Genomic DNA, 19,257 nt, shown 5'->3' on the forward strand with positions numbered 1-19,257 from the left:
TCAGGACCTCTTCATCTTGGGGTCGAGCGCATCACGCAGGCCGTCACCCATCAGGTTGATGGCAAGAACTGTGATCAGGATCGCAAGACCCGGAAATGTAACGACCCACCAGGCGCGCGATATGAATTCGCGGGCTTCGGCGAGCATCGTGCCCCATTCGGGTGTCGGCGGCTGTGCGCCCTGGCCCAGGAAACCGAGGGCGGCTGCATCCAGGATCGCGGCAGAGAAGGCGAGCGTCGCCTGTACGATCAGCGGTCCCAGGCAATTCGGCAGGATCGTCTTGAACATCAGCCGGAAGGTGCCGGCACCCGCGACGCGGGACGCCACCACATATTCCTTTTCACGCTCGCTCATGACGGCGGCACGCGTCAGGCGCACGAAATGCGGCTGGTTGACGATCGAAATGGCGATCATGGCGTTGAGCAGGCCGGGACCGAGCACCGCGACGAGCACGAGGGCCAGAAGGAGTGACGGGAAAGCCAGGATGATATCCATGAGGCGCATGATGACGATATCGACACGGCCACGGAAATAACCGGCGACGAGGCCAATCAATACGCCCGCAACCACCGAAAGCGTGACGACCACGACACCGATGAACAGCGAGAAGCGTGCACCGAAGATCAGACGCGAGAGAATATCGCGGCCGACGGCATCCGTTCCGAGCGGATAGGAGAAGCTGCCGCCATCCATCCAGAAAGGGACGGAAAGCAGAAGCTCGCGGTTCTGCTCGGTCGGCGCGTGCGGCGAGACGAGAGGCGCAAAGATCGCCATGAGAAGAATGATGGCGAAGACGAAGAGGCCGATGACGGCGCCCTTGTTTCGCGAGAAGTAGTACCAGAATTCCGTGAGGGCGGAGGGCTGGTCGGATTTTGCAGTAACCGTGCTCATGGACCGCTCCTAGTGTCTGATACGCGGATTGATGAAGCCGTAGGCAAGGTCGACGATCAGGTTCACCAGCATGATGATGCCGGCGATCAACAGAAGACCACCCTGGACGACTGCATAGTCGCGCTTGAAGACAGCATCGACCATCCACTTGCCGATGCCCGGCCAGGAGAAGATCGTCTCGGTAAGAATGGCGCCTGCGAGCAGCACGCCGACCTGCAGGCCGATCGTGGTGACGACCGGGATCATGGCGTTTCTAAGCGCATGAACGCCGACGACGCGCAACGGTGCCAGGCCCTTGGAGCGGGCGGTGCGCACATAATCCTCGCCCAGCACTTCGAGCATCGCCGAGCGGGTCTGGCGGGCGATAACCGCAAGCGGAATGGTGGCAAGCACCACGGTCGGCAGAATGAGATAGCTGACGGCCGAGGCGAAGGCGCCCTTCTGGCCGGAGAGCAAACTGTCGATCAGCATGAAGCCGGTGACGGGTTTGAAGAAATACATCAGTGAGATGCGGCCAGAGACGGGCGTCCAGCCGAGATAGCCGGAGAAGAAGATGATGAGTAGCAGGCCCCACCAGAAGATCGGCATCGAATAGCCGATCAGGGCGACGCCCATCACGCTCTGATCGAACCAGGTTCCGCGCTTGACGGCAGCGAAGACGCCGGCCGGCACGCCAAGAAGGATTGCCACCAGGATGGCGCAGAGCGAAAGCTCAAGCGTTGCCGGGAAGAGCGTGAAGAATTCGCCGAGGACCGCACGTTTGGTGACGATCGAGGTACCGAGATCGCCGTGCAGCACTTTTCCGAGATAATCGAAATACTGCACATACATGGGCCGGTCGAAACCGAGATCGTGCATGATCTGGGCGTGACGTTCGGGTGCCATGGTTCGTTCGCCCGACAACAGCATGACGGGGTCGCCGGGAAGCAGGCGGATGAACGAGAAGGCAATGAGCGAAACGCCGAGGAAGGTCGGTATCAGGACTGCGAGGCGCCCGATGAAAAATCGCAACATAGCAGGTTGTCCAATAGTTTCCGGCGGTCAGGTGGAACCTGACCGCCGGTCGAGCCCGGTTTCAGCCGGGCAATTTACCATTTTTCTTATTCGGCGATATCAACGCCGTCGAAGCGGTGGATGCCGAGCGGATCCATATGGAAGCCCGACACCTTCTTGCTGACCGGAACGAAAACCAGCGAGTGGTCGAGCGGAGCCCAGGGAGCTTCCTTCTTGAAGATTTCCTGTGCCTCTTCGTAGAACTTCGTGCGGGCAGCAACGTCAGCCGTCTCCTTGGCCTTCGTCATCAGAGCATCGTAGTCCTTGTTGCACCACTGAGCGCGATTGTTACCGCCGACAGCGTCGCAGCCGAGCAGCGTATCCATGAAGTTATCAGGGTCGCCGTTGTCGCCGGTCCAGCCGAGGATGACGGCGCCATCGCGCTTCACGTCGGAGGAGAGCTTCAGGTATTCGGCCCATTCATGAGTGACGATCTCGACGTTAACGCCGATCTTGGAAAAGTCTGCCTGGATCAGTTCGGCGGCGCGGCGAGCGTTCAGCATGTACGGACGCGAAACCGGCATTGCCCAGACCTTCATGGAGAGGCCCTTCACGCCAGCGGCTTCGAGAGCCTTCTTGGCGCCTTCCGGATCGTACTTGTCGTCTTCGATCTTGTCATTATAGGACCACATGGTCGGCGGGATCGGGTTCTTGGCAACCTGGGCAGCGCCCTGGAAGACCGCGTCAATGATCGCCTTCTTGTTGATCGCCATGTTCAGCGCGCGGCGTACTTCCGGCTTGTCGAACGGAGCCTGCTGGGTGTTGTAGGCGAGGAAGCCGACGTTCAGGCCAGCCTGTTCCATGACCGTGAGGTTCGGATCCTTCTTGAGCTCGGCAACGTCAGCAGCGTTCGGATACGGAACGAGGTGGCACTCGCCGGCCTTCAGCTTCTGGGCGCGGACAGCGGCATCAGGCGTGATCGCGAAGACGAGATCGTCGATCTTTTCCTTGCCCTTGAAGTAGGTTTCGTTGGCCTTGTAGCGGATGACGGCATCCGTCTGATAGGCAACGAATGTGAACGGGCCGGTACCGAGCGGCTGCTGGTTCAGCTGGGCCATCTTGCCGTCAGCGGCGAGCTTGTCGGCATATTCCTTGGAAACGATGGATGCGAAGTCCATGGCGAGGTCGGCCAGGAACGGAGCTTCCGGGTTGTTCAGCGTGAACTTGACCGTCAGATCGTCAACCTTCTCGACCGACTTGATGAGATCGGGGAAGCCCATGCCGGCGGCGTATTCGTAGGAACCGCCTTCGACATACTTGTTCCACGGGTTGTCGGTTTTGATCTGGCGCTCGAAGGAGAAGACGACGTCGTCAGCAGTGAGATCGCGCGACGGGGTGAAGAAATCGGTCGTCTGGAACTTCACGCCGGGATGCAGCTTGAAGGTATATTCCTTGCCATCCGGAGAAACCGTCCAGCTGTCGGCAACGCCCGGCTCGATCTCTGTTCCGCCGTGCTTGAATTCAACGAGGCGGCTATAGACCGTACGCGAAGACGCGTCGAAGGTCGTGCCTGCCGTGTAGAGGCTCGGATCGAAGCCTTCCGGCGATCCTTCGGCGCAATAGACAAGCGTCTTGGAATACGCGGCGGTGGCCATGACCGAAGCCAGGGCTGTCGCTGCGAGCAGGACAGAGAACTTTTTCATGATATCGTTTCCCAGGTTTGTTCTTTTTTGATCTTTGGAGATCGGGCGCTCATTAGCCCGATCGGCGGGCCGATGGAACGATATTTATTTGCTGAAAGCAACGGGATCCGCAGAAAATTTTTCCAGGAAAACAATTTTAGAAATTTTCGGTCAAAAATAGGCCAAAATTTGCAAGATTGAAGCACGTTCAACCGAATTTTTGTCGCTTTTGGTACAATTTGGCGTCGCGGAAAGCGTTGAGAACGGTTTCAATCGGCTCTGATATATCAACAATCCGTGAGTTAAATGAAAAACCACGGCTATCGAAAACAGCCGTGGTTCATGATGATATCAGAATACCAAGTATTACGCAGCCGGTGCCGGAATGACGGGCTTGCGATAGTGTTGTTCGCCGGTGAGGCCGAGGAGGAAGTTGATCTGCGGCCGCGCCTTTACCAGGTCATCGATCGAATATTCGGTCAGCACGTCGAAGAAGGCATTGAGCGCCTTGCGCAATGCCGAATTCAGACCGCAACTATCGACCAGCGGGCACTCGGCCACACCGTCTTCAAAGCATTCCGCCATGGCGAAGCTGTCTTCAGTGACCTTTACCACGTCGAAAAGGCTGATATCGGTCGCCGGCTTGCCAAGGCGGACACCACCATTGCGGCCGCGCACCGTCTCGACAAGGCCTGCCTTGTTCAGAGGCTGCAGAATCTTGAAAAGAAAGAGCTCGGAAACACCGTATGCCCTGGCAATCTCCGGAATCCGGCTCAAATGTCCTTCATTGGCTGCACAATACATCAACATGCGAACCGCATAGTTGGTCTGCTTCGTCAACCGCATGCCGATCTCCTAAATCGTTTGTGGACCGTATATAATGGCTTTCACAGTTTTGAACAATTCCAAAATATGAAATTCACATTCACGTTTCCCGCGACTGCTCGCCGCAGCGTTTCCAAATGAAAACAGGCCCTTCTCGGGCCTGCTTGCAGATGACGAAAGATAAGTTGGATCACTTCATCGTCGGCATGACGAATTCGGCGCCGCTTTTGATGCCTGACGGCCAGCGGGCGGTAACGGTCTTGGTCCGGGTCCAAAACTTGATCGAATCGGTGCCGTGCTGGTTCAGGTCGCCGAAGCTCGAAGCCTTCCAGCCGCCGAAGGAGTGATAAGCGAGCGGAACCGGGATCGGAACATTGATGCCGATCATGCCGATATTGATGCGGGAGGCGAAGTCGCGGGCGGCGTCGCCGTCACGGGTGTAGATCGCGACGCCGTTGCCGTATTCATGTTTCATCGGCAGGTCGAGGGCCTCTTCGTAGTTCTTGGCACGAACGACGGAGAGAACCGGTCCGAAGATTTCCGTCTTGTAGATGTCCATGTCCGGCGTGACGTTGTCGAACAGCGTACCGCCAACGAAATAGCCGTTTTCATAACCCTGCAGCTTGAAACCACGGCCGTCGACGAGAAGCTTTGCGCCCTCTTCGACGCCGCGGTCGATAAGGCCGTTGACGCGGTTATAGGCATCCTTGGTGACCAGCGGTCCCATGTCGGCCTTTTCATCGGTATAGGGACCGATGCGCAGGGATTCGATCTTGGGCGTGAGTTTCTCGACGAGACGGTTGGCGGTTTCCTCGCCGACGGGGACGGCAACCGAGATGGCCATGCAGCGCTCGCCAGCAGAACCGTAACCTGCGCCCATCAGCGCGTTGACGGCCTGGTCCATATCGGCGTCAGGCATGATGATCATGTGGTTCTTGGCGCCGCCGAAGCACTGGGCGCGTTTACCGTTCATCGCAGCCGTTCCATAAACGTAACGGGCGATCGGCGTGGAGCCGACGAAGGAGACGGCGCCGATATCGGGATCGGTGAGGATCGCATCGACGGCCGTTTTGTCGCCGTTGACCACGTTCAGGATGCCAGCGGGAAGACCGGCTTCGATCATCAGCTCGGCCAGGCGGATCGGAAGGGACGGATCGCGCTCGGAAGGCTTCAGGATGAAGGCGTTGCCGCAGGCGATTGCCGGGGCAAACATCCACATCGGGATCATGCCCGGGAAATTGAAGGGCGTGATGCCGGCGCCGATGCCGACGGGCTGGCGGATCGAATACATGTCGATCGCCGGGCCGGCGCCTTCCGTAAATTCACCCTTGGCAAGATGCGGAATGCCGCAGACGAATTCGCAGACTTCGAGGCCGCGGATGATATCGCCCTTGGAATCCTCGACCGTCTTGCCATGCTCGCTGGAAAGCAGCGTTGCGAGCTCATCCATATGCTGGTTCAGCAGTTCGACGAACTTGAAGAAGACGCGAGCACGGCGCTGCGGGTTGGTGGCAGCCCATTTCGGCTGCGCAGCCTTGGCGTTTTCGACGGCGGCGCGCAATTCCTCGACGCTTGCAAGCGCGACCTTTGCCTGCACTTCGCCGGTCGCCGGGTTGAAGACGTCGCTGGTGCGGCCGCTGGTGCCGGCGACTTTCTTGCCGCCGATGAAATGACCAATCTCACGCATGGGGGTCCTCCTGATCTTTTGGATGGCGCAACAATCGCACTTCAATTTGCACAAATCAATGCGCTACAATAAGCAACCATTGTGCGCATATTATAGTTCTATTGCCGTGACCGGTGCTCCTGCTCCAAAACTTGGCATGGTACGCGGACAAGTCAAAGGGAGGGTCACCGATGAGCGGGAAACCTATCGTCAGAATGGCGGAACTGGAGATCGATCCAGGCGGGATCGAAGCCTATCGCGCGCTGCTGGCCGAGGAAATCGAGGCATCCATCACGCTGGAAGACGGCGTCCTTTCTCTGAATGCCGTTTCCATCAGGGATCATCCGAACAAAATCCGTATCCTCGAGGTCTATGCCAACAGGGAAGCATACGAAGCTCATCTGCAGACGCCGCATTTTCTTAAATACAAAACCGAGACATCAGGCATGGTGACAGCACTGACGCTCATAGACGTCGATCCCATCGCGATGCGTTCAAAGCCATGAACTGGGATGACGTTCGTATTTTCCTGGCTGTAGCCCGCGCCGGGCAGATCCTCGCCGCATCGAAACGGCTGGGGCTCAATCACGCCACGCTCTCACGCAGACTGACCTCGCTGGAAGAGGCGCTGAAAACCCGGCTTTTCATACGCCGGACCAATGGCTGCGAGCTGTCCGCCGAAGGCGCAATCTTTCTTGCCTCGGCTGAGCGAATGGAAACGGAGATGCTTGCGGCGCAGGCCAATCTCGGACACACCGATACGGCAATTGCCGGAACGGTGCGTGTCGGCGCGCCTGATGGGTTCGGCGTTTCCTTTCTTGCGCCACGCATGGGCCGGCTGATCGAGCGTCATCCGGCACTGAAGATCCAGCTCGTGCCGGTACCGCGTTCCTTTTCGCTGTCGCAGCGTGAAGCGGATATCGCCATCACACTGGAACGTCCGGAACAGGGACGCCTCGTTTCCTCCAAACTCACCGACTATACGCTCGGCCTCTACGCGTCGCGGGACTATCTGGCGCAGCATGGAAAGCCCGAACATGTCGACGCCTTGAAGGCCCATCCGCGCATCGGCTACGTCGAAGACCTGATCTTCACTGCTTCCCTGAATTTCTCCGCCGAGGTGATGCGCAGCTGGGATGCGGGGTTCGAGATCTCGACGGCGATCGGCCAGACGGAGGCCGTACGTTCAGGTGCCGGCATCGGTATCCTGCATGACTATATCGCTCGGCAATACCAGGAACTGGTGCGCATCCTGCCGCAGGTGTCCATCCGCCGCGCCTACTGGACGACTTACCACGAAAGCGCGCGCGATCTGGTGCGCGTGCGCAGCGTCATCGATTTCCTGCAGGAACTCGTTGACGAGGAAAGGCAGATCTTCCTCTAATACCCAGTTCGGAGATGTTTCGCCGGTTCCTCATTCTCATCGGGATTGGGAAGCGGCGTTTCATCCGGCAGGCGATCCGGCTCCGGCTCCTTGATCGGCGGTTCCGGCTTCCAGCCCGGTGAAGGCATCGGCGGCTGGTCGGGAATGGGTTCGTTGGGGACGGACATGGCCGGCTCCTTTACGATTACGATATCGGATTATTTTTCGTGCCTGACGGTTTCGCCAGCGCGCACGGGCATGCTGTCGATAATGGCGAAAAGTTCGCCGGATCTGATCGGCTCGCTGGCCTTCAGCTTGATCGCACCATCCTTGCCGACCAGAAAGGCGCAAATTCTCCTGCCTCAGGCGCTTCCAGCTCTTCTCGAAGCGCCTCACCGTCCAGCCCGTCGCCGCTTCCAAACAAGGGTTTGATGCTCGATCCAACAAGCTTGAGAACAATCATATCCCGCTCCTCAAGAGCGGCCCAATCGGCAAGCAACTGATTTTCCTGACGGGCAGCGCGGGAATTATCCGCATCGGCAATCACAAAGAAGACACGGTTCTTCCATTGGAACTGTTCGAGGCCAGCAACCGCTGCATAGGCGGCGTTCGTCTCGTCGATCTTCGTTGCGCCGTAAAGAAGGGTCTTGGACATACACATACTCCCGTCACCGGTGAACGGTGCGGGAGCCGCAAGAGTTCCAACCATGTCTTATAAAGGGGACGACGGCCGATCAGAAAATGCTGATCGGCCCTGTCGCACAGTCAGATATGCAGAAAAGCAGAAATCGGAACCTGCAGGGCTGCTGCGATGCGCTTCAGCTTTGCCGGATCGGCACTTTCGCCGTTTTCGATTTCGAGGATTTCCCCATTGGCCAGACCGCAGGTGACTGCGAGGTCTTCAATGCTGTAGCCAACCGCACTGCGTGCGTCCCGAACCGCAGCTGCCGCGTCAATCGGGGAAACAGCGGTCGATTCCTCTATATTCTGAACAGAAATGGACATCAAATTCTCCTTAATGCCTCGGTGGACTGTCCCTACCCCCAGGCGGCAAGCCGCCAGCATTTCGCAATGCAGCGGAAAGAATGGGCAATTGCTGCATCGCACCGCACATAAATAGGTAAACTAATGTTAACGGCAATAGCAAAATGCGAGGAGGCATCATTTTGACGGCAAAAAGCGCCGATGCCGTGCATTGCCGAACAGGAAGACCAACTTATGGGAGAGAATGGTACGGTTGGGGGGTCTCGAACCTCCGACCTCAGGTGCCACAAACCTGCGCTCTAACCAACTGAGCTACAACCGCACATGCCGCGCTCGGCGCGACGGGGGTCACATACGAGGACTTGAACTTTAATTCAAGCCCCGATTTGCCCTCAATATACAAAAAGGCCGAACCCACGGTCCAGCCTTTATTGCATATGGATGGTCGATCAAGCAGCCTTGAAGGATGCCATGACCTTTTCAGCGGCTTCCTTGGAAGGCTTTGCAACCTTTTCGGCAACCTGCTTGGTGGTTTCCTGGAGCGACTTCGCCTGCTCGATGGTGATCTCAGCCTGCTTGCGCAGGAAAGAGGTCTGCAGCTCGAAGAATTCGGCAACGGACTTGACGCCGAGCAGCGCTTCCATGTGCGACAGCGAGCTTTCAGCATTGATGCGGAGCGCATCGACTGCCTTGAGGCCGATTTCAACGCTGCCGGCCTGCGCGGTCTGCACCGTTGCTTCCAGCGTCTTGCTGGCTTCTTCGCCTGCAGACTTCAGCTTGGCATAGGCTTCCTTCGACTGCTGAGCGCCCTTTTCGGCGAAGTCGCGGAAGGACTCGGTCAGCTTGCTCGGGTCGAAAGAGGCAATTGAAAAAACGTCGTCGGTCTTTATGGTAGCCATCGGATAACGTCCTCTAGGATGGGCAAAGCTCGTGCCCGTGATACATTGGATAAATCTTATATAGAGCATTTCGTTGTGCATTGCAACATCATTGTGCAACGCACAATACGTTAACCTTTCCGGCCGAAAGCTCCCTGCTCTTCTGGACCGGTCGCAGACCTGCAGTTATTAATAAGCAGTTAATTCTAAAAGGCCGAAAGCGACAGGTTCGATCATGCCCGCAGTCCAGTATCCGTTCATCGATATTGCCGTTCATGCGCGGGTTCGTGAACGATTTTCGCGTGGCGAAGCCATGGTTTTGTTCTCGGGCGACCTTTCCCGCTTGCTGTGGGCAAACGGCGCGGGTGCTGAACTTTTTGGCCATACTGCTGTCTATGATCTGCTCGATCAGGGCGTCAGCCACGCCGACATCACCTTCCGCCAACTTGAGGCGACTGCCCGCCAGCTTGGCGAAATCGGCGACCAGAAAACCTTTGTCATTCGTATCGCCAAGGGCTTCCAGCGCGTTCAGGCCCCAGCATCATCGGAGCTCATCCGCCTCGCTTCGGGTGAGAAAGCCATCCTGTTTTCCGTTCCGGTTTTCACGCGGCCGCTGACGGCAGGCGCAAGCGCTGCGCAGATGCTGCAGGGCCTCGATGACCCGGATACGCATATGGCTGTGATCGGGGCCGAGGGCGAAGTCATTGCCGCTTCGCCAGGTTTCGCCTTGCTCGGCATCACACAGCAGGCGGCAAGAACGCTCATCACGCTTGCCGGCGCTCATCCTGACCGGCTGGTGAAGCGCCCGGTTGCGACCGGTCGTGGCCACTTGCCGGCTGCCGTCGGTAAACTCAGCGACGAGCCCGCACTGCACCTTCTCTTCGCCGTCGAAACGTCGATCGGTCATCTCGATCCGATCGAGCCCTCCGCCAAGGCCGAAGAGCCTGCGCCGCAGGAAATTGCGCCAGCGGAAGCCGCAGCGGATGAAATCGCTGGTGTTCCCGCACCTGTGGCCGGCTTTACAGAGGCCGAAGCGATCGATGCCGTTTCCGGTATCGAAGAGGTCGAGGAGACGCTGGAGGACATTACCGGGGAGCCCGAGGAACCGGTCCAGATGAACGAATCGGTCAAAGTCGAGGCCCAGGTCGAACCGTCGGCAGATGAAAGCAGTTCCGAGCCCGAAACAGCCGCCGCAGGCTCCGGTGAGCACCCGGCGGATCAGCCGAACGAAGCGTTGACCTCGGCGGAAGGAATCTTGGAGACACGCGCAGAGGCTCCGGTGGTCGAGCAGGTTGAGCCGGCCGCTTCCGTCGCCGAGAACTTCGCAGCAGCACCCGTTCTACCCGCTGAACCCGCAGCGGCGGCGAAGAAAAGTAGCTTCGTCTTCAAGCCGAACAGCCGTGCCACCCGCTTCGTTTGGAAGATCGATGCGGAAGGCCGCTTCAGCGAAGTTTCGCATGAATTTGCTGAGTCCGTCGGCCCGCATGCGAGCAATATCGTCGGCAGCGCTTTCTCCGAAGTTGCCGCCCTCTTCAACCTCGATCCGGAATCAAAGCTCTCCGAGGCCTTAGCGCGACGCGACACTTGGTCAGGCAAGACGATTTATTGGCCGATCGAAGGCACGAGCCTCGTCGTGCCTGTCGATCTCGCCGCCCTGCCGACCTATACGCGCAACCGCGACTTCGATGGTTTCCGCGGCTTCGGCGTTGTGCGCCTGTCGGACGCCCAGGAAGATCCATTGGCGCTCGGGCTGACGCTCGGGCCTGATGGCATCGGCCATGATGCCGCCTATCTTGGCCCGGTCGATGAAACCGCGCCGGAAGAGGCTGAACTGCCGAAAGAGCAGTCTGAGGAAATTGCCGAAGCTGTGCCGCAGGCCGAAGATGCAGTGAATCCAGAGCCTGATGCCGAAGAAGATACTGGACCGGAAGTGGAAGCCGCGACAGAAGCAACCAACCCGGAAGAGACTGTAGCAGCAGAACCTGTCGCCGAGGAACAATCCGCCGCTGAGCCTGATGCTGCCGAGCAGCGGGAAGAGCCGCCGGCGCTGCGCCTTTCCGAAACGCCGAGCCGCCGCTTCACCGACAAGGTCGTGCAGTTGCACAGTGCCAGCAGCGGTCTGACGGCAGCCGAGCAGGCGAATTTCCGCGAGATCGCCAAGCGCCTCGAAGCCTTCGGCGCGCGCAGCGAAGAGCCGGTCGCAGCCCCGCAGCCGGAACCTGATGTCGAACAGGCAGCGACAGTCGAAGATGTCGTTGCCGAAACTTCCGCCGTCGAGCCGACTGCGCCTCAGGAAGCGATTTACGAAGCCGCAGCAGAACCGCTGCCGGAAGAGGCTGCTGCCGAGGCCGAGGAGATCCCCGCGGACGAAGTCGAAGACGACGTGACCGAAGGTCTGCAGGAGACCGTCAGCCAGATCGAGGTTCTGACCAGCTTTATTCCGCCGCGCGTGAAGATGACGGACGGACTTTCGGCTGCGACCGTCGATCTGCTGCCTGTTGCCGTGTTGATCCATGCCGGCGATCAGCTGATCCATGGCAACCCGGAATTCCTGCGGCTGACGGGCTACGATTCCGTCGAAGCCCTCTCCGAAGTTGGCGGCATCGATGCATTGCTGCAGCGCCACGACCTCGAAAACGGTGCAGGCACGATGATGCTCGTCAAAGCCGATGACAGGCTGGTGCCGGTCACGGCCCGTCTGCAATCGGTTCGCTGGGAAGATTCCAACGCCCTGATGCTGGCGCTGATGCCGGTCGAAAACCGGGAAGAAAGCAAAGGTGAGGTGATCCGGCTCGACCAACGCACCGACCGCATGGTGGAGAAGGTTGCCAAGCTGCAGGTCGAAGTGGAGGAACTGCGCTCGATCCTGGAGACGGCAACCGACGGCGTCGTCGTCATCGGCACTGAGGGCGATATCCGCTCGATGAACCGCTCGGCAAGCGCCCTTTTCAACTACGACGAACAGGAAACGCGCGGCAAACCCTTCGCGATGCTGTTTGCGCATGAGAGCCAGAGAGCGGTGCTCGACTATCTGCACGGGCTTTCCGGTCACGGCGTCGCAAGCGTGCTGAACGACGGACGCGAGGTCATCGGCCGCGAGGCCGCCGGCGGTTTCGTGCCGCTGTTCATGACCATGGGTCGCCTTACCTCATCCAACGGCTATTGCGCCGTCATCCGCGACATCACACAGTGGAAGCGCACGGAAGACGAGTTGCGCAATGCCAAGGGTGCAGCCGAAACCGCCAATGCTCATAAGACGGATTTCCTTGCGCGCGTCAGCCACGAAATCCGCACGCCGCTCAACGCGATTATCGGCTTTTCAGATATGATGGCGAGCGAACGCTTCGGGCCGATCGGCCATCCACGCTATATTGAATATGCAAACGACATCGGCCGTTCCGGCCGGCATGTTCTCGACATCGTCAACGACCTGCTCGATATTTCCAAGATCGAAGCGGGCGAGATGGATCTCGACTTCGCCTCCGTGGGCCTCAACGAGGCGATCTCGGAAGCGGTGGCACTGGTGCAGCCGCAGGCGAACAGCCAGCGGGTTATCATCCGCACTGCCCTTTCGCAGTCGGTGCCCGATGTTGTGGCCGACCTGCGTTCGATCAAGCAGATCGCGCTGAACATCCTGTCGAACGCCATCCGCTTCACACCGTCTGGCGGGCAGATCGTCGTTTCCACCTCCTATGAGGCGAACGGCAGCGTGGCGATGCGGGTGCGGGATACCGGCATCGGCATGACACGCAGCGAACTCGACCAGGCGATGAAGCCATTCCGCCAGGTATCATCCACGCAGTCACGCCATCGCGGCGACGGCACCGGTCTCGGCTTGCCGCTCACCAAGGCGATGGTCGATGCCAACAGGGCAATTTTCTCGATCAATTCCGCGCCGAACGAAGGCACGCTGGTGGAGATCACCTTCCCGTCGCAGCGTGTGCTGGCGGGCTAAGCACTTATTTTCGCGCGTTCCGGACGCAAAACCGCTCTAAACTTTGCTGGAATTATTCGCCAAAGAAAAGGCAGCCAAGGGCTGCCTTCGAGAGTTGGTGCTGGTAAAACAAGAGCTTAGACGATCAACGTCATGTTTCGGGAACCGCAGTTCCAGACCATCTCTTCATGTATGGTCTCCAAGTTGGCTTCACCTTTGACAAACCTTTCTTAACGAAAGGTTTCCAAAACGCGGAATTGATCAACGGCAAAAGCTTGTAGTTTAGCAGCCGCTTTCAAACCTTTAGCTCTTCCAGTCCGGCAAAAAGCTTGAGTGCCTCGGGGTTGGCGAGTGCCTCCTGATTCTTAACGGGCCGGCCGTGCACGACCTCGCGCACGGCAAGTTCGACGATCTTGCCGGACTTGGTACGGGGAATATCCGCGACTGCAATGATTTTGGCTGGCACATGACGCGGAGAGGCGCCGACACGGATGCGAGTCTTAATCGCCTTTACCAGGTCCTCGGTCAGCGCCACGCCAGGCGCCAGCCGGACGAAGAGCACGACGCGCACGTCGTCGTCCCAGTCCTGACTGATGCAGAGCGCCTCGACGACCTCCTCCATCTGCTCGACCTGATTGTAGATTTCCGCCGTACCGATGCGCACGCCGCCAGGATTGAGCGTCGCATCCGAACGGCCGTGAATGATCAGGCCGCCGTGTTCGGTCCATTCGGCGAAATCGCCGTGGCACCAGACATTGTCGAAGCGCTCGAAATAAGCCGCCCGATACTTGGCGCCGTCAGGATCGTTCCAGAACATGACCGGCATGGACGGGAAGGCCTTGGTGCAGACCAGCTCACCCTTTTCCTGACGGACCGGCTTGCCTTCGTCATTCCAGACGTCGACGGCAAGGCCGAGGCCTGCCCCCTGGATCTCACCGCGCCAGACAGGCTGCAGCGGATTGCCGAGCACGAAGCAGGACACGATATCGGTGCCACCGGAAATCGAGGCAAGCTGGACGTCTTCCTTGATACCTTCATAGACAAAGGTGAAACCTTCCGGCGATAGCGGCGAGCCGGTGGAGGTGATCAGCCGCAAGCTCGATAGGTCATGGCTCGTGCGCGGCGTCAGCCCGCTCTTGCGCACCGCGTCGATATATTTGGCCGAGGTCCCGAAGATTGCGAATTTCTCCTCGGCCGCATAGTCGAAGAGTACATTGCCATCGGGCGCGAAAGGCGATCCGTCGAACAGGCAGAGCGTGGCGCCGGAGGCAAGACCGCTTGCCAGCCAGTTCCACATCATCCAGCCGCAGGTGGTGAAGTAGAAAAGCCTGTCCCCGGGCTGCAGGCCACAGTGAAGGCGATGCTCCTTCAGATGCTGGAGAAGTGTGCCGCCGGCCGAATGCACGATGCATTTCGGCACGCCTGTCGTGCCTGAGGAGAAGAGAATGTAAACTGGATGGGCAAAGGGCAGTTGCACGAAGTCGACGGGCTTCGCTTCGTAGGGAGCGATGAATGCGGCAAGCGTATTGCCTCCGGCCGTCTCGCGAGCGACCTCATCTGCATCACCGGCATAATGGACTACGAGCGTCGGCACACCGAGACTCTTCGCGACATTTGCCACCTTCTGTTTCACGTCCTGCAGCTTGCCGTTATACCAATAGGCATCGCAGGCGATGAACAGCTTCGGCGCAATCTGGCCGAAACGATCCAGCACACCCTGCTCACCGAAATCGGGCGAACAGGAGGACCAGATGGCGCCGATCGAGGTTGCCGCCAGCATGGCAGCTATCGTTTCCGGCATATTGGGCATCATGGCAGCAACACGGTCGCCCTCGCCGATACCGAGAGCGCGAAAGCCCTGCTGGAGCTGTGACACGAGCGCACGCAGGCGATCCCACGACCATCGGTCTTCGACCTTGTCCTCGCCGCGGAAAATGATGGCATCGCCCGGCCCGCTTCCGCTCAATAGGTTTTCGGCAAAGTTCAGGCGCGCCTCAGGAAAGAAGCGTGCTTCCAGCATGCGGTCGCCGTTCACGAGAATATTCGCGCCGCGCTCTCCCTTCACGCCGCAGAAATTCCACAAGGCCGACCAGAAACTCTCCCGATCGGCGATCGACCAGGCGTGCAGATCCTCAAAGCCCTTTAAGGCGAGACCGAAGTCTCCATTGCAGCGCTGCATAAAAGCATGGATCGGGCTATTTTCGATCCCATCTTTCGTGGGCTTCCAAAGCGGCTGATTTTCCTGCATTCAATCCTCCTCCCCAATGCAGAACTTATAGCATGCTGCATTGCATTATAAAGTGTGCAGCGACCCGATCCGGCGCGCGTGGGATTTGCATATGCCCGGTATTTCATATATCCGGCAAAATCAGAAAATAACGGGTAACCGGCTGAAGTTCCGGCGGAGCTCATGGGTACGTCAAGACAAGGCAGATGGCGAAAAAGGATCGGCCCCGTCTCGCGCTGGCTGCCGGCATTTGCCCGTGTCTCCACCATCATATTGTTAATCGGGCTTGCCTTCTTCCTCGCGCTCAGGATCGCCGCTCCCTATCTTATTTCCACCGGCTTCGTGCGCTCGGGCATCGAGGATGCCCTGTCGAAATGGACGGGCTATCACGCCGAGATCAAGGGCAATCCAGTCCTCGAATTCTGGCCGACGCCACGCATTACGCTGAACGACGTCACCATCCGCCAGCCGCGCGGAAGCGGCGACAAACTGCTCGGCCGCATCGAGAGCCTTTCAGCCGATTTCAGCCTGATCGATGCGCTGCGCGGCCGTACCCGCTTCCACGAATTTCACCTGCTAAGGCCCAACCTCTCGCTGACGCGTGACGAGAACGGCCTTATCGACTGGAGTTATGCCGGCCTTCTGGCGCGAGCCATCGCAGGTGTGCAGGACAATAACGGCACCGAGATTCTCCCTCCGAAGCTTGACGCCGATATCGGCGCGGTGACCGTCGAGGACGGCACGCTGACCCTGACAGATACGCGGACAAGCAATGTCTACCACTTCGACAGTGTCGCAGCCGATATCGCCTGGCCGAAGCTGTCGAGGGCAATTTCGGCCGTCCTCATCGCCCGATTCAACGGGCAGGACGTGAAGATCGACTTTTCCTCGGCCGCGCCACTGCTCGTCTTCGCCGGCAAGAATGCCGAGATGAAGGCCTCGATCGCTTCCAATCTGATGACTGCGCGTTTCCAGGGCGTCGGCAGCATGGTGAGCCTCTCCTCGGTCTCCGGCAATATCAACGCCAGCTTTCCGGACGTGCCGGCCCTCTTGAAATGGTCCGGCAGATCGATACCGGGGATCGAGTCGCTGAAGAGCGCCTCGATGACCTCGGATGTGTCGTCTTTAACAAACGGCTTCCGCTTCAACAATGTCAGCATGACGCTCAACGATGCGAGCGCCACCGGCGTGATGGATTTCACCGTCGCACCTGGCAAGCGGCCGAAGATTGGCGGGACGCTTGCCTTCGACCAGATGAACCTCAAGCCGTTCCTCGATGCCTTCGCACTCAGGCTTGCCGTCGGCGGCCTGGGCGACTCGCTGCTACCGAACTCTCTCGGGCCACTGCAGCTTCTCGATCTCGATGTGCGGCTTTCCGCGCGACAGGCGCAGATGGGTATCTTCTCGCTTGCGGATGTCGGCGCCAGCGTGATCGTCGCCGGCGAGGAGGCGAAGTTCGATATCGGCGAAAGCCAGTTCGAGGGCGGCGAAATGACTGCCCATCTGGAGGCGACCCGCCGCGATTTCGATGGTGGCGGCAAATTGCAGCTTTCGATCCGCAATGCGGACTTCAATGCGCTGGCAGAGAAATTGCAGCTCAAGGGGCCGCTGCCGCATGCGATCGGCTCCCTCGACCTTTCGCTGGAGACGCCGAAGGCAATCTGGACGACGGGACTTGCCGATGTAACCGGCAAGCTCCGGTTCTGGACGGCGGCGGGCTCCATTCCCGGCGTCGATGTCTACGCACTCCGCACCCAGGCATCGCAGAAGCCGTTCTTCGCGCTAAGCTCCACCGGAAACGGATCCTTCGCCTTCAGTAAGCTCGATCTTCGGGCTGACTTCGCCAATGGCACCGCGGAAATCCACGATGCGCGATTTGCCGGCTCCGATCAGACGCTGACACTATCAGGCGTCATCACTTATCAGTCGAACGGACTTGCGCTCTCCGGCGTGCTGGAAGCGATCGATCCGGCAAAAGCGGTCGATCTGCCGCGCCTGCCCTTTTTCATCGGCGGCTCGTGGCCGAACCCGGTGATTTCGCCGGTGCCGCTGCTGAACGGACCGGCAAAGTCTCAACCTTAAGCGACCGCAGCCGCGGCCCGCTCATCCCGTTCGCGCTGCACCTCGCGGCGCTTGGTGATGATCGAGGCGCAGATGACGCCAACCGTCACGATGGCAATCAGGATAGTACAGACCGCGTTGATCTCTGGCGTCACGCCGAGACGCACCTGGCTGTAAATCTTCATCGGCAATGTTGTTGCGCCCGGGCCGGACGTGAAGCTCGCAATCACGAGGTCGTCCAGTGACAGGGTGAAAGCCAGGATCCATCCCGAAAAGACGGCTGGCGAGATAATCGGCAGCGTGATTTCGAAGAAAGTGCGCACCGGCGTTGCGCCAAGATCCTGGGCTGCTTCCTCGATCGACTGGTCAAAACTCAGAAGCCGTGACTGCACGACGACGGCGACGAAGCACATGGTCAGCGTCGTATGCGCAAGCGTAATGGTCCAGAAGCCGCGGTCGAGACCGATTGCCACGAAGAGCAGCAGCAATGACAGACCGGTGATGACGTCAGGCATCACGAGCGGTGCGTAGATCATGCCCGAAAACAGCATGCGGCCGCGGAAGCGCGTGTAGCGTACCAATGTCAGCGCAGCCATCGTGCCGAGGATGGTTGCGAAAGTGGCCGACAGCAGGCCGACACGGATCGTCACCCAGGCGGCGTCGAGCAGGGCCTGGTTCGACAGCAGGGACACATACCATTTGGTGGAGAAGCCGCCCCAGACTGTGACAAGCTTCGACTCGTTGAAGGAAAAGACCACCAGAAGCACGATCGGCAGATACAGGAAGGCAAAGCCGAGCACCACGGAGATGATATTGAAACGGGTCCATCTCAGCATGCTTATTTACCTCGCTCTTCGGCTTTGGCCTGGGCATTCTGGAAGAAGACGATCGGGATCACCAGGATCAGCAGCAAGATCGTCGCGACCGCCGAGGAAACCGGCCAGTCTCGGTTGGCGTTGAATTCGTTCCAGAGTGTCTTGCCGATCATCAACGTTTGCGAACCGCCCAGAAGATCCGGGATGACGAATTCGCCGACGGCGGGAATGAAAACCAGCATGCAGCCGGCAATCACGCCGGGGATCGATAGCGGGAAGGTGACGCGCCAGAAGGCTTGGATCGGCGTACAGCCGAGATCCTGGGCCGCCTCGATCAGCGTACCGTCCATTTTTTCAAGCGCCGAGTAGAGCGGCAGCACCATGAAGGGCAGGTAGGAATAGACGATGCCGATATAGACGGCTGTACTGGTGTTGAGAATGATCAGCGGACTATCGATGACGTGCAGCGACAGGAGGAGCTGGTTTAGCAACCCCTCCGGCTTCAGAATGGCGATCCAGGAATAGACACGGATCAGGAAACTCGTCCAGAAGGGCAGGATGACGAGCATGAGCAAGGTCGGCCGGACAGTCCGCGGCGCCTGCGCCATGCCGTAAGCAATCGGATAGGCGATCAGCAGCATCAGGAAGGTGGAGATCGCGGCGATCATGACGCTCGACACATAGGCATTGAAGTAAAGCGGGTCGTCGGTCAGGTAGCCATAATTGTCGAAAGAGAAGGTCGCGACCTTGCTCCAGAAGCCGCTCCAGCCGTCGGCAAGTGCGAAGACCGGCTCATACGGCGGTATGGCGATTGCCGTCGTCGATAGCGAAATTCGGAAGACGATGAAGAACGGAGCCAGAAAGAAGAGCAGTAGCCAGGCATAGGGAATGATGATCACGAGGCGGTTGTAGAAGCGTGAGGCAAACGTTCCCATAGG

Annotated in this window: 15 protein-coding genes, 1 tRNA gene and 1 pseudogene; 4 read left to right on the forward strand and 13 right to left on the reverse strand. The window is 58.9% G+C overall.

Annotated features, from left to right (window positions below; all coding sequences use genetic code 11):
• The 5 genes from FHT92_RS05265 to FHT92_RS05285 form a co-directional block, all read right to left on the reverse strand.
• Positions 1-891: an ABC transporter permease subunit gene (locus FHT92_RS05265; protein WP_183749031.1), complete on the reverse strand. Its 891-nt coding sequence runs from the start codon at positions 889-891 to the stop codon at positions 1-3.
• 9 nt (positions 892-900) lie between these two features.
• Positions 901-1,905, reverse strand: coding sequence for an ABC transporter permease subunit (locus FHT92_RS05270; RefSeq protein ID WP_183749030.1), 1,005 nt, complete (start codon positions 1,903-1,905; stop codon positions 901-903).
• An 86-nt stretch (positions 1,906-1,991) separates the two neighbouring features.
• Entirely contained in the window at positions 1,992-3,587 is a 1,596-nt protein-coding gene (locus tag FHT92_RS05275; RefSeq protein ID WP_183749029.1) for an ABC transporter substrate-binding protein, read from the reverse strand.
• Between the two features lie 345 nt (positions 3,588-3,932).
• A complete protein-coding gene (gene rirA / locus FHT92_RS05280) occupies positions 3,933-4,412 on the reverse strand; it encodes an iron-responsive transcriptional regulator RirA (protein ID WP_183823016.1) in 480 nt (159 codons plus the stop codon).
• Between the two features lie 169 nt (positions 4,413-4,581).
• Positions 4,582-6,078, reverse strand: a complete 1,497-nt coding sequence (locus FHT92_RS05285; RefSeq protein WP_183823018.1) for a CoA-acylating methylmalonate-semialdehyde dehydrogenase — start codon at positions 6,076-6,078, stop codon at positions 4,582-4,584.
• Between the two features lie 170 nt (positions 6,079-6,248).
• On the opposite strand from FHT92_RS05285, the gene FHT92_RS05290 reads away from it, so the two are divergent.
• On the forward strand, positions 6,249-6,563 hold the full coding sequence (locus FHT92_RS05290) for a putative quinol monooxygenase (RefSeq protein WP_183823020.1): 315 nt from the start codon (positions 6,249-6,251) through the stop codon (positions 6,561-6,563).
• Positions 6,560-7,441: a LysR family transcriptional regulator gene (locus FHT92_RS05295; protein ID WP_183823022.1), complete on the forward strand. Its 882-nt coding sequence runs from the start codon at positions 6,560-6,562 to the stop codon at positions 7,439-7,441. Before FHT92_RS05290 ends, FHT92_RS05295 begins: the two co-directional genes overlap by 4 nt.
• On the opposite strand, the gene FHT92_RS05300 is transcribed toward FHT92_RS05295, so the two are convergent.
• The 5 genes and pseudogenes from FHT92_RS05300 to FHT92_RS05320 form a co-directional block, all read right to left on the reverse strand.
• Entirely contained in the window at positions 7,438-7,608 is a 171-nt protein-coding gene (locus FHT92_RS05300; RefSeq protein WP_183749024.1) for a hypothetical protein, read from the reverse strand. The two genes, FHT92_RS05295 and FHT92_RS05300, sit on opposite strands and share 4 nt — an antisense overlap.
• 30 nt (positions 7,609-7,638) lie before the next feature.
• A pseudogene (locus tag FHT92_RS05305) lies at positions 7,639-8,075 on the reverse strand (DUF4174 domain-containing protein).
• Between the two features lie 110 nt (positions 8,076-8,185).
• Positions 8,186-8,425, reverse strand: a complete 240-nt coding sequence (locus tag FHT92_RS05310) for a helix-turn-helix domain-containing protein (RefSeq protein WP_183823024.1) — start codon at positions 8,423-8,425, stop codon at positions 8,186-8,188.
• A 224-nt stretch (positions 8,426-8,649) separates the two neighbouring features.
• A tRNA-His gene (locus FHT92_RS05315) sits at positions 8,650-8,726 on the reverse strand.
• 127 nt (positions 8,727-8,853) lie between these two features.
• Positions 8,854-9,303, reverse strand: coding sequence for a phasin (locus tag FHT92_RS05320; RefSeq protein ID WP_183823025.1), 450 nt, complete (start codon positions 9,301-9,303; stop codon positions 8,854-8,856).
• Positions 9,304-9,517: 214 nt separating this feature from the next.
• Here FHT92_RS05320 and FHT92_RS05325 point away from each other — a divergent pair, with 214 nt between their 5' ends.
• Entirely contained in the window at positions 9,518-13,237 is a 3,720-nt protein-coding gene (locus FHT92_RS05325) for a PAS domain-containing sensor histidine kinase (RefSeq protein ID WP_183823028.1), read from the forward strand.
• Positions 13,238-13,511: 274 nt separating this feature from the next.
• Here the strand turns inward: FHT92_RS05325 and FHT92_RS05330 are convergent, their stop codons facing one another.
• Complete coding sequence (locus FHT92_RS05330; RefSeq protein WP_183823030.1) at positions 13,512-15,464, reverse strand: acetoacetate--CoA ligase; 1,953 nt, start codon at positions 15,462-15,464, stop codon at positions 13,512-13,514.
• Between the two features lie 162 nt (positions 15,465-15,626).
• On the opposite strand from FHT92_RS05330, the gene FHT92_RS05335 reads away from it, so the two are divergent.
• Positions 15,627-17,525, forward strand: coding sequence for an AsmA-like C-terminal region-containing protein (locus FHT92_RS05335; protein ID WP_183823032.1), 1,899 nt, complete (start codon positions 15,627-15,629; stop codon positions 17,523-17,525).
• Here the strand turns inward: FHT92_RS05335 and FHT92_RS05340 are convergent.
• Together FHT92_RS05340 and FHT92_RS05345 are read right to left on the reverse strand one after the other, a co-directional pair.
• Positions 17,522-18,340 carry an ABC transporter permease gene (locus FHT92_RS05340; RefSeq protein ID WP_183749018.1) on the reverse strand — a complete coding sequence of 273 codons (819 nt, stop codon included), beginning with the start codon at positions 18,338-18,340 and terminating at the stop codon, positions 17,522-17,524. The two genes, FHT92_RS05335 and FHT92_RS05340, sit on opposite strands and share 4 nt — an antisense overlap.
• 2 nt (positions 18,341-18,342) lie before the next feature.
• Positions 18,343-19,254 carry an ABC transporter permease subunit gene (locus FHT92_RS05345; protein WP_183749017.1) on the reverse strand — a complete coding sequence of 304 codons (912 nt, stop codon included), beginning with the start codon at positions 19,252-19,254 and terminating at the stop codon, positions 18,343-18,345.
• Positions 19,255-19,257: the final 3 nt, after the last annotated feature.

The organism is Rhizobium sp. BK377 (assembly GCF_014193935.1).
Classification (GTDB): domain Bacteria; phylum Pseudomonadota; class Alphaproteobacteria; order Rhizobiales; family Rhizobiaceae; genus Rhizobium.

What these genes read in the sequence shown, in the direction of transcription:
- FHT92_RS05265 (WP_183749031.1), bottom strand. Translation starts at nt 891, where the DNA reads ATGAGCACGGTTACTGCAAAATCCGACCAGCCCTCCGCCCTCACGGAA.
- FHT92_RS05270 (WP_183749030.1), bottom strand. Translation starts at nt 1,905, where the DNA reads ATGTTGCGATTTTTCATCGGGCGCCTCGCAGTCCTGATACCGACCTTC.
- FHT92_RS05275 (WP_183749029.1), bottom strand. Translation starts at nt 3,587, where the DNA reads ATGAAAAAGTTCTCTGTCCTGCTCGCAGCGACAGCCCTGGCTTCGGTC.
- rirA (WP_183823016.1), bottom strand. Translation starts at nt 4,412, where the DNA reads ATGCGGTTGACGAAGCAGACCAACTATGCGGTTCGCATGTTGATGTAT.
- FHT92_RS05285 (WP_183823018.1), bottom strand. Translation starts at nt 6,078, where the DNA reads ATGCGTGAGATTGGTCATTTCATCGGCGGCAAGAAAGTCGCCGGCACC.
- FHT92_RS05290 (WP_183823020.1), top strand. Translation starts at nt 6,249, where the DNA reads ATGAGCGGGAAACCTATCGTCAGAATGGCGGAACTGGAGATCGATCCA.
- FHT92_RS05295 (WP_183823022.1), top strand. Translation starts at nt 6,560, where the DNA reads ATGAACTGGGATGACGTTCGTATTTTCCTGGCTGTAGCCCGCGCCGGG.
- FHT92_RS05300 (WP_183749024.1), bottom strand. Translation starts at nt 7,608, where the DNA reads ATGTCCGTCCCCAACGAACCCATTCCCGACCAGCCGCCGATGCCTTCA.
- FHT92_RS05310 (WP_183823024.1), bottom strand. Translation starts at nt 8,425, where the DNA reads ATGTCCATTTCTGTTCAGAATATAGAGGAATCGACCGCTGTTTCCCCG.
- FHT92_RS05320 (WP_183823025.1), bottom strand. Translation starts at nt 9,303, where the DNA reads ATGGCTACCATAAAGACCGACGACGTTTTTTCAATTGCCTCTTTCGAC.
- FHT92_RS05325 (WP_183823028.1), top strand. Translation starts at nt 9,518, where the DNA reads ATGCCCGCAGTCCAGTATCCGTTCATCGATATTGCCGTTCATGCGCGG.
- FHT92_RS05330 (WP_183823030.1), bottom strand. Translation starts at nt 15,464, where the DNA reads ATGCAGGAAAATCAGCCGCTTTGGAAGCCCACGAAAGATGGGATCGAA.
- FHT92_RS05335 (WP_183823032.1), top strand. Translation starts at nt 15,627, where the DNA reads ATGGGTACGTCAAGACAAGGCAGATGGCGAAAAAGGATCGGCCCCGTC.
- FHT92_RS05340 (WP_183749018.1), bottom strand. Translation starts at nt 18,340, where the DNA reads ATGCTGAGATGGACCCGTTTCAATATCATCTCCGTGGTGCTCGGCTTT.
- FHT92_RS05345 (WP_183749017.1), bottom strand. Translation starts at nt 19,254, where the DNA reads ATGGGAACGTTTGCCTCACGCTTCTACAACCGCCTCGTGATCATCATT.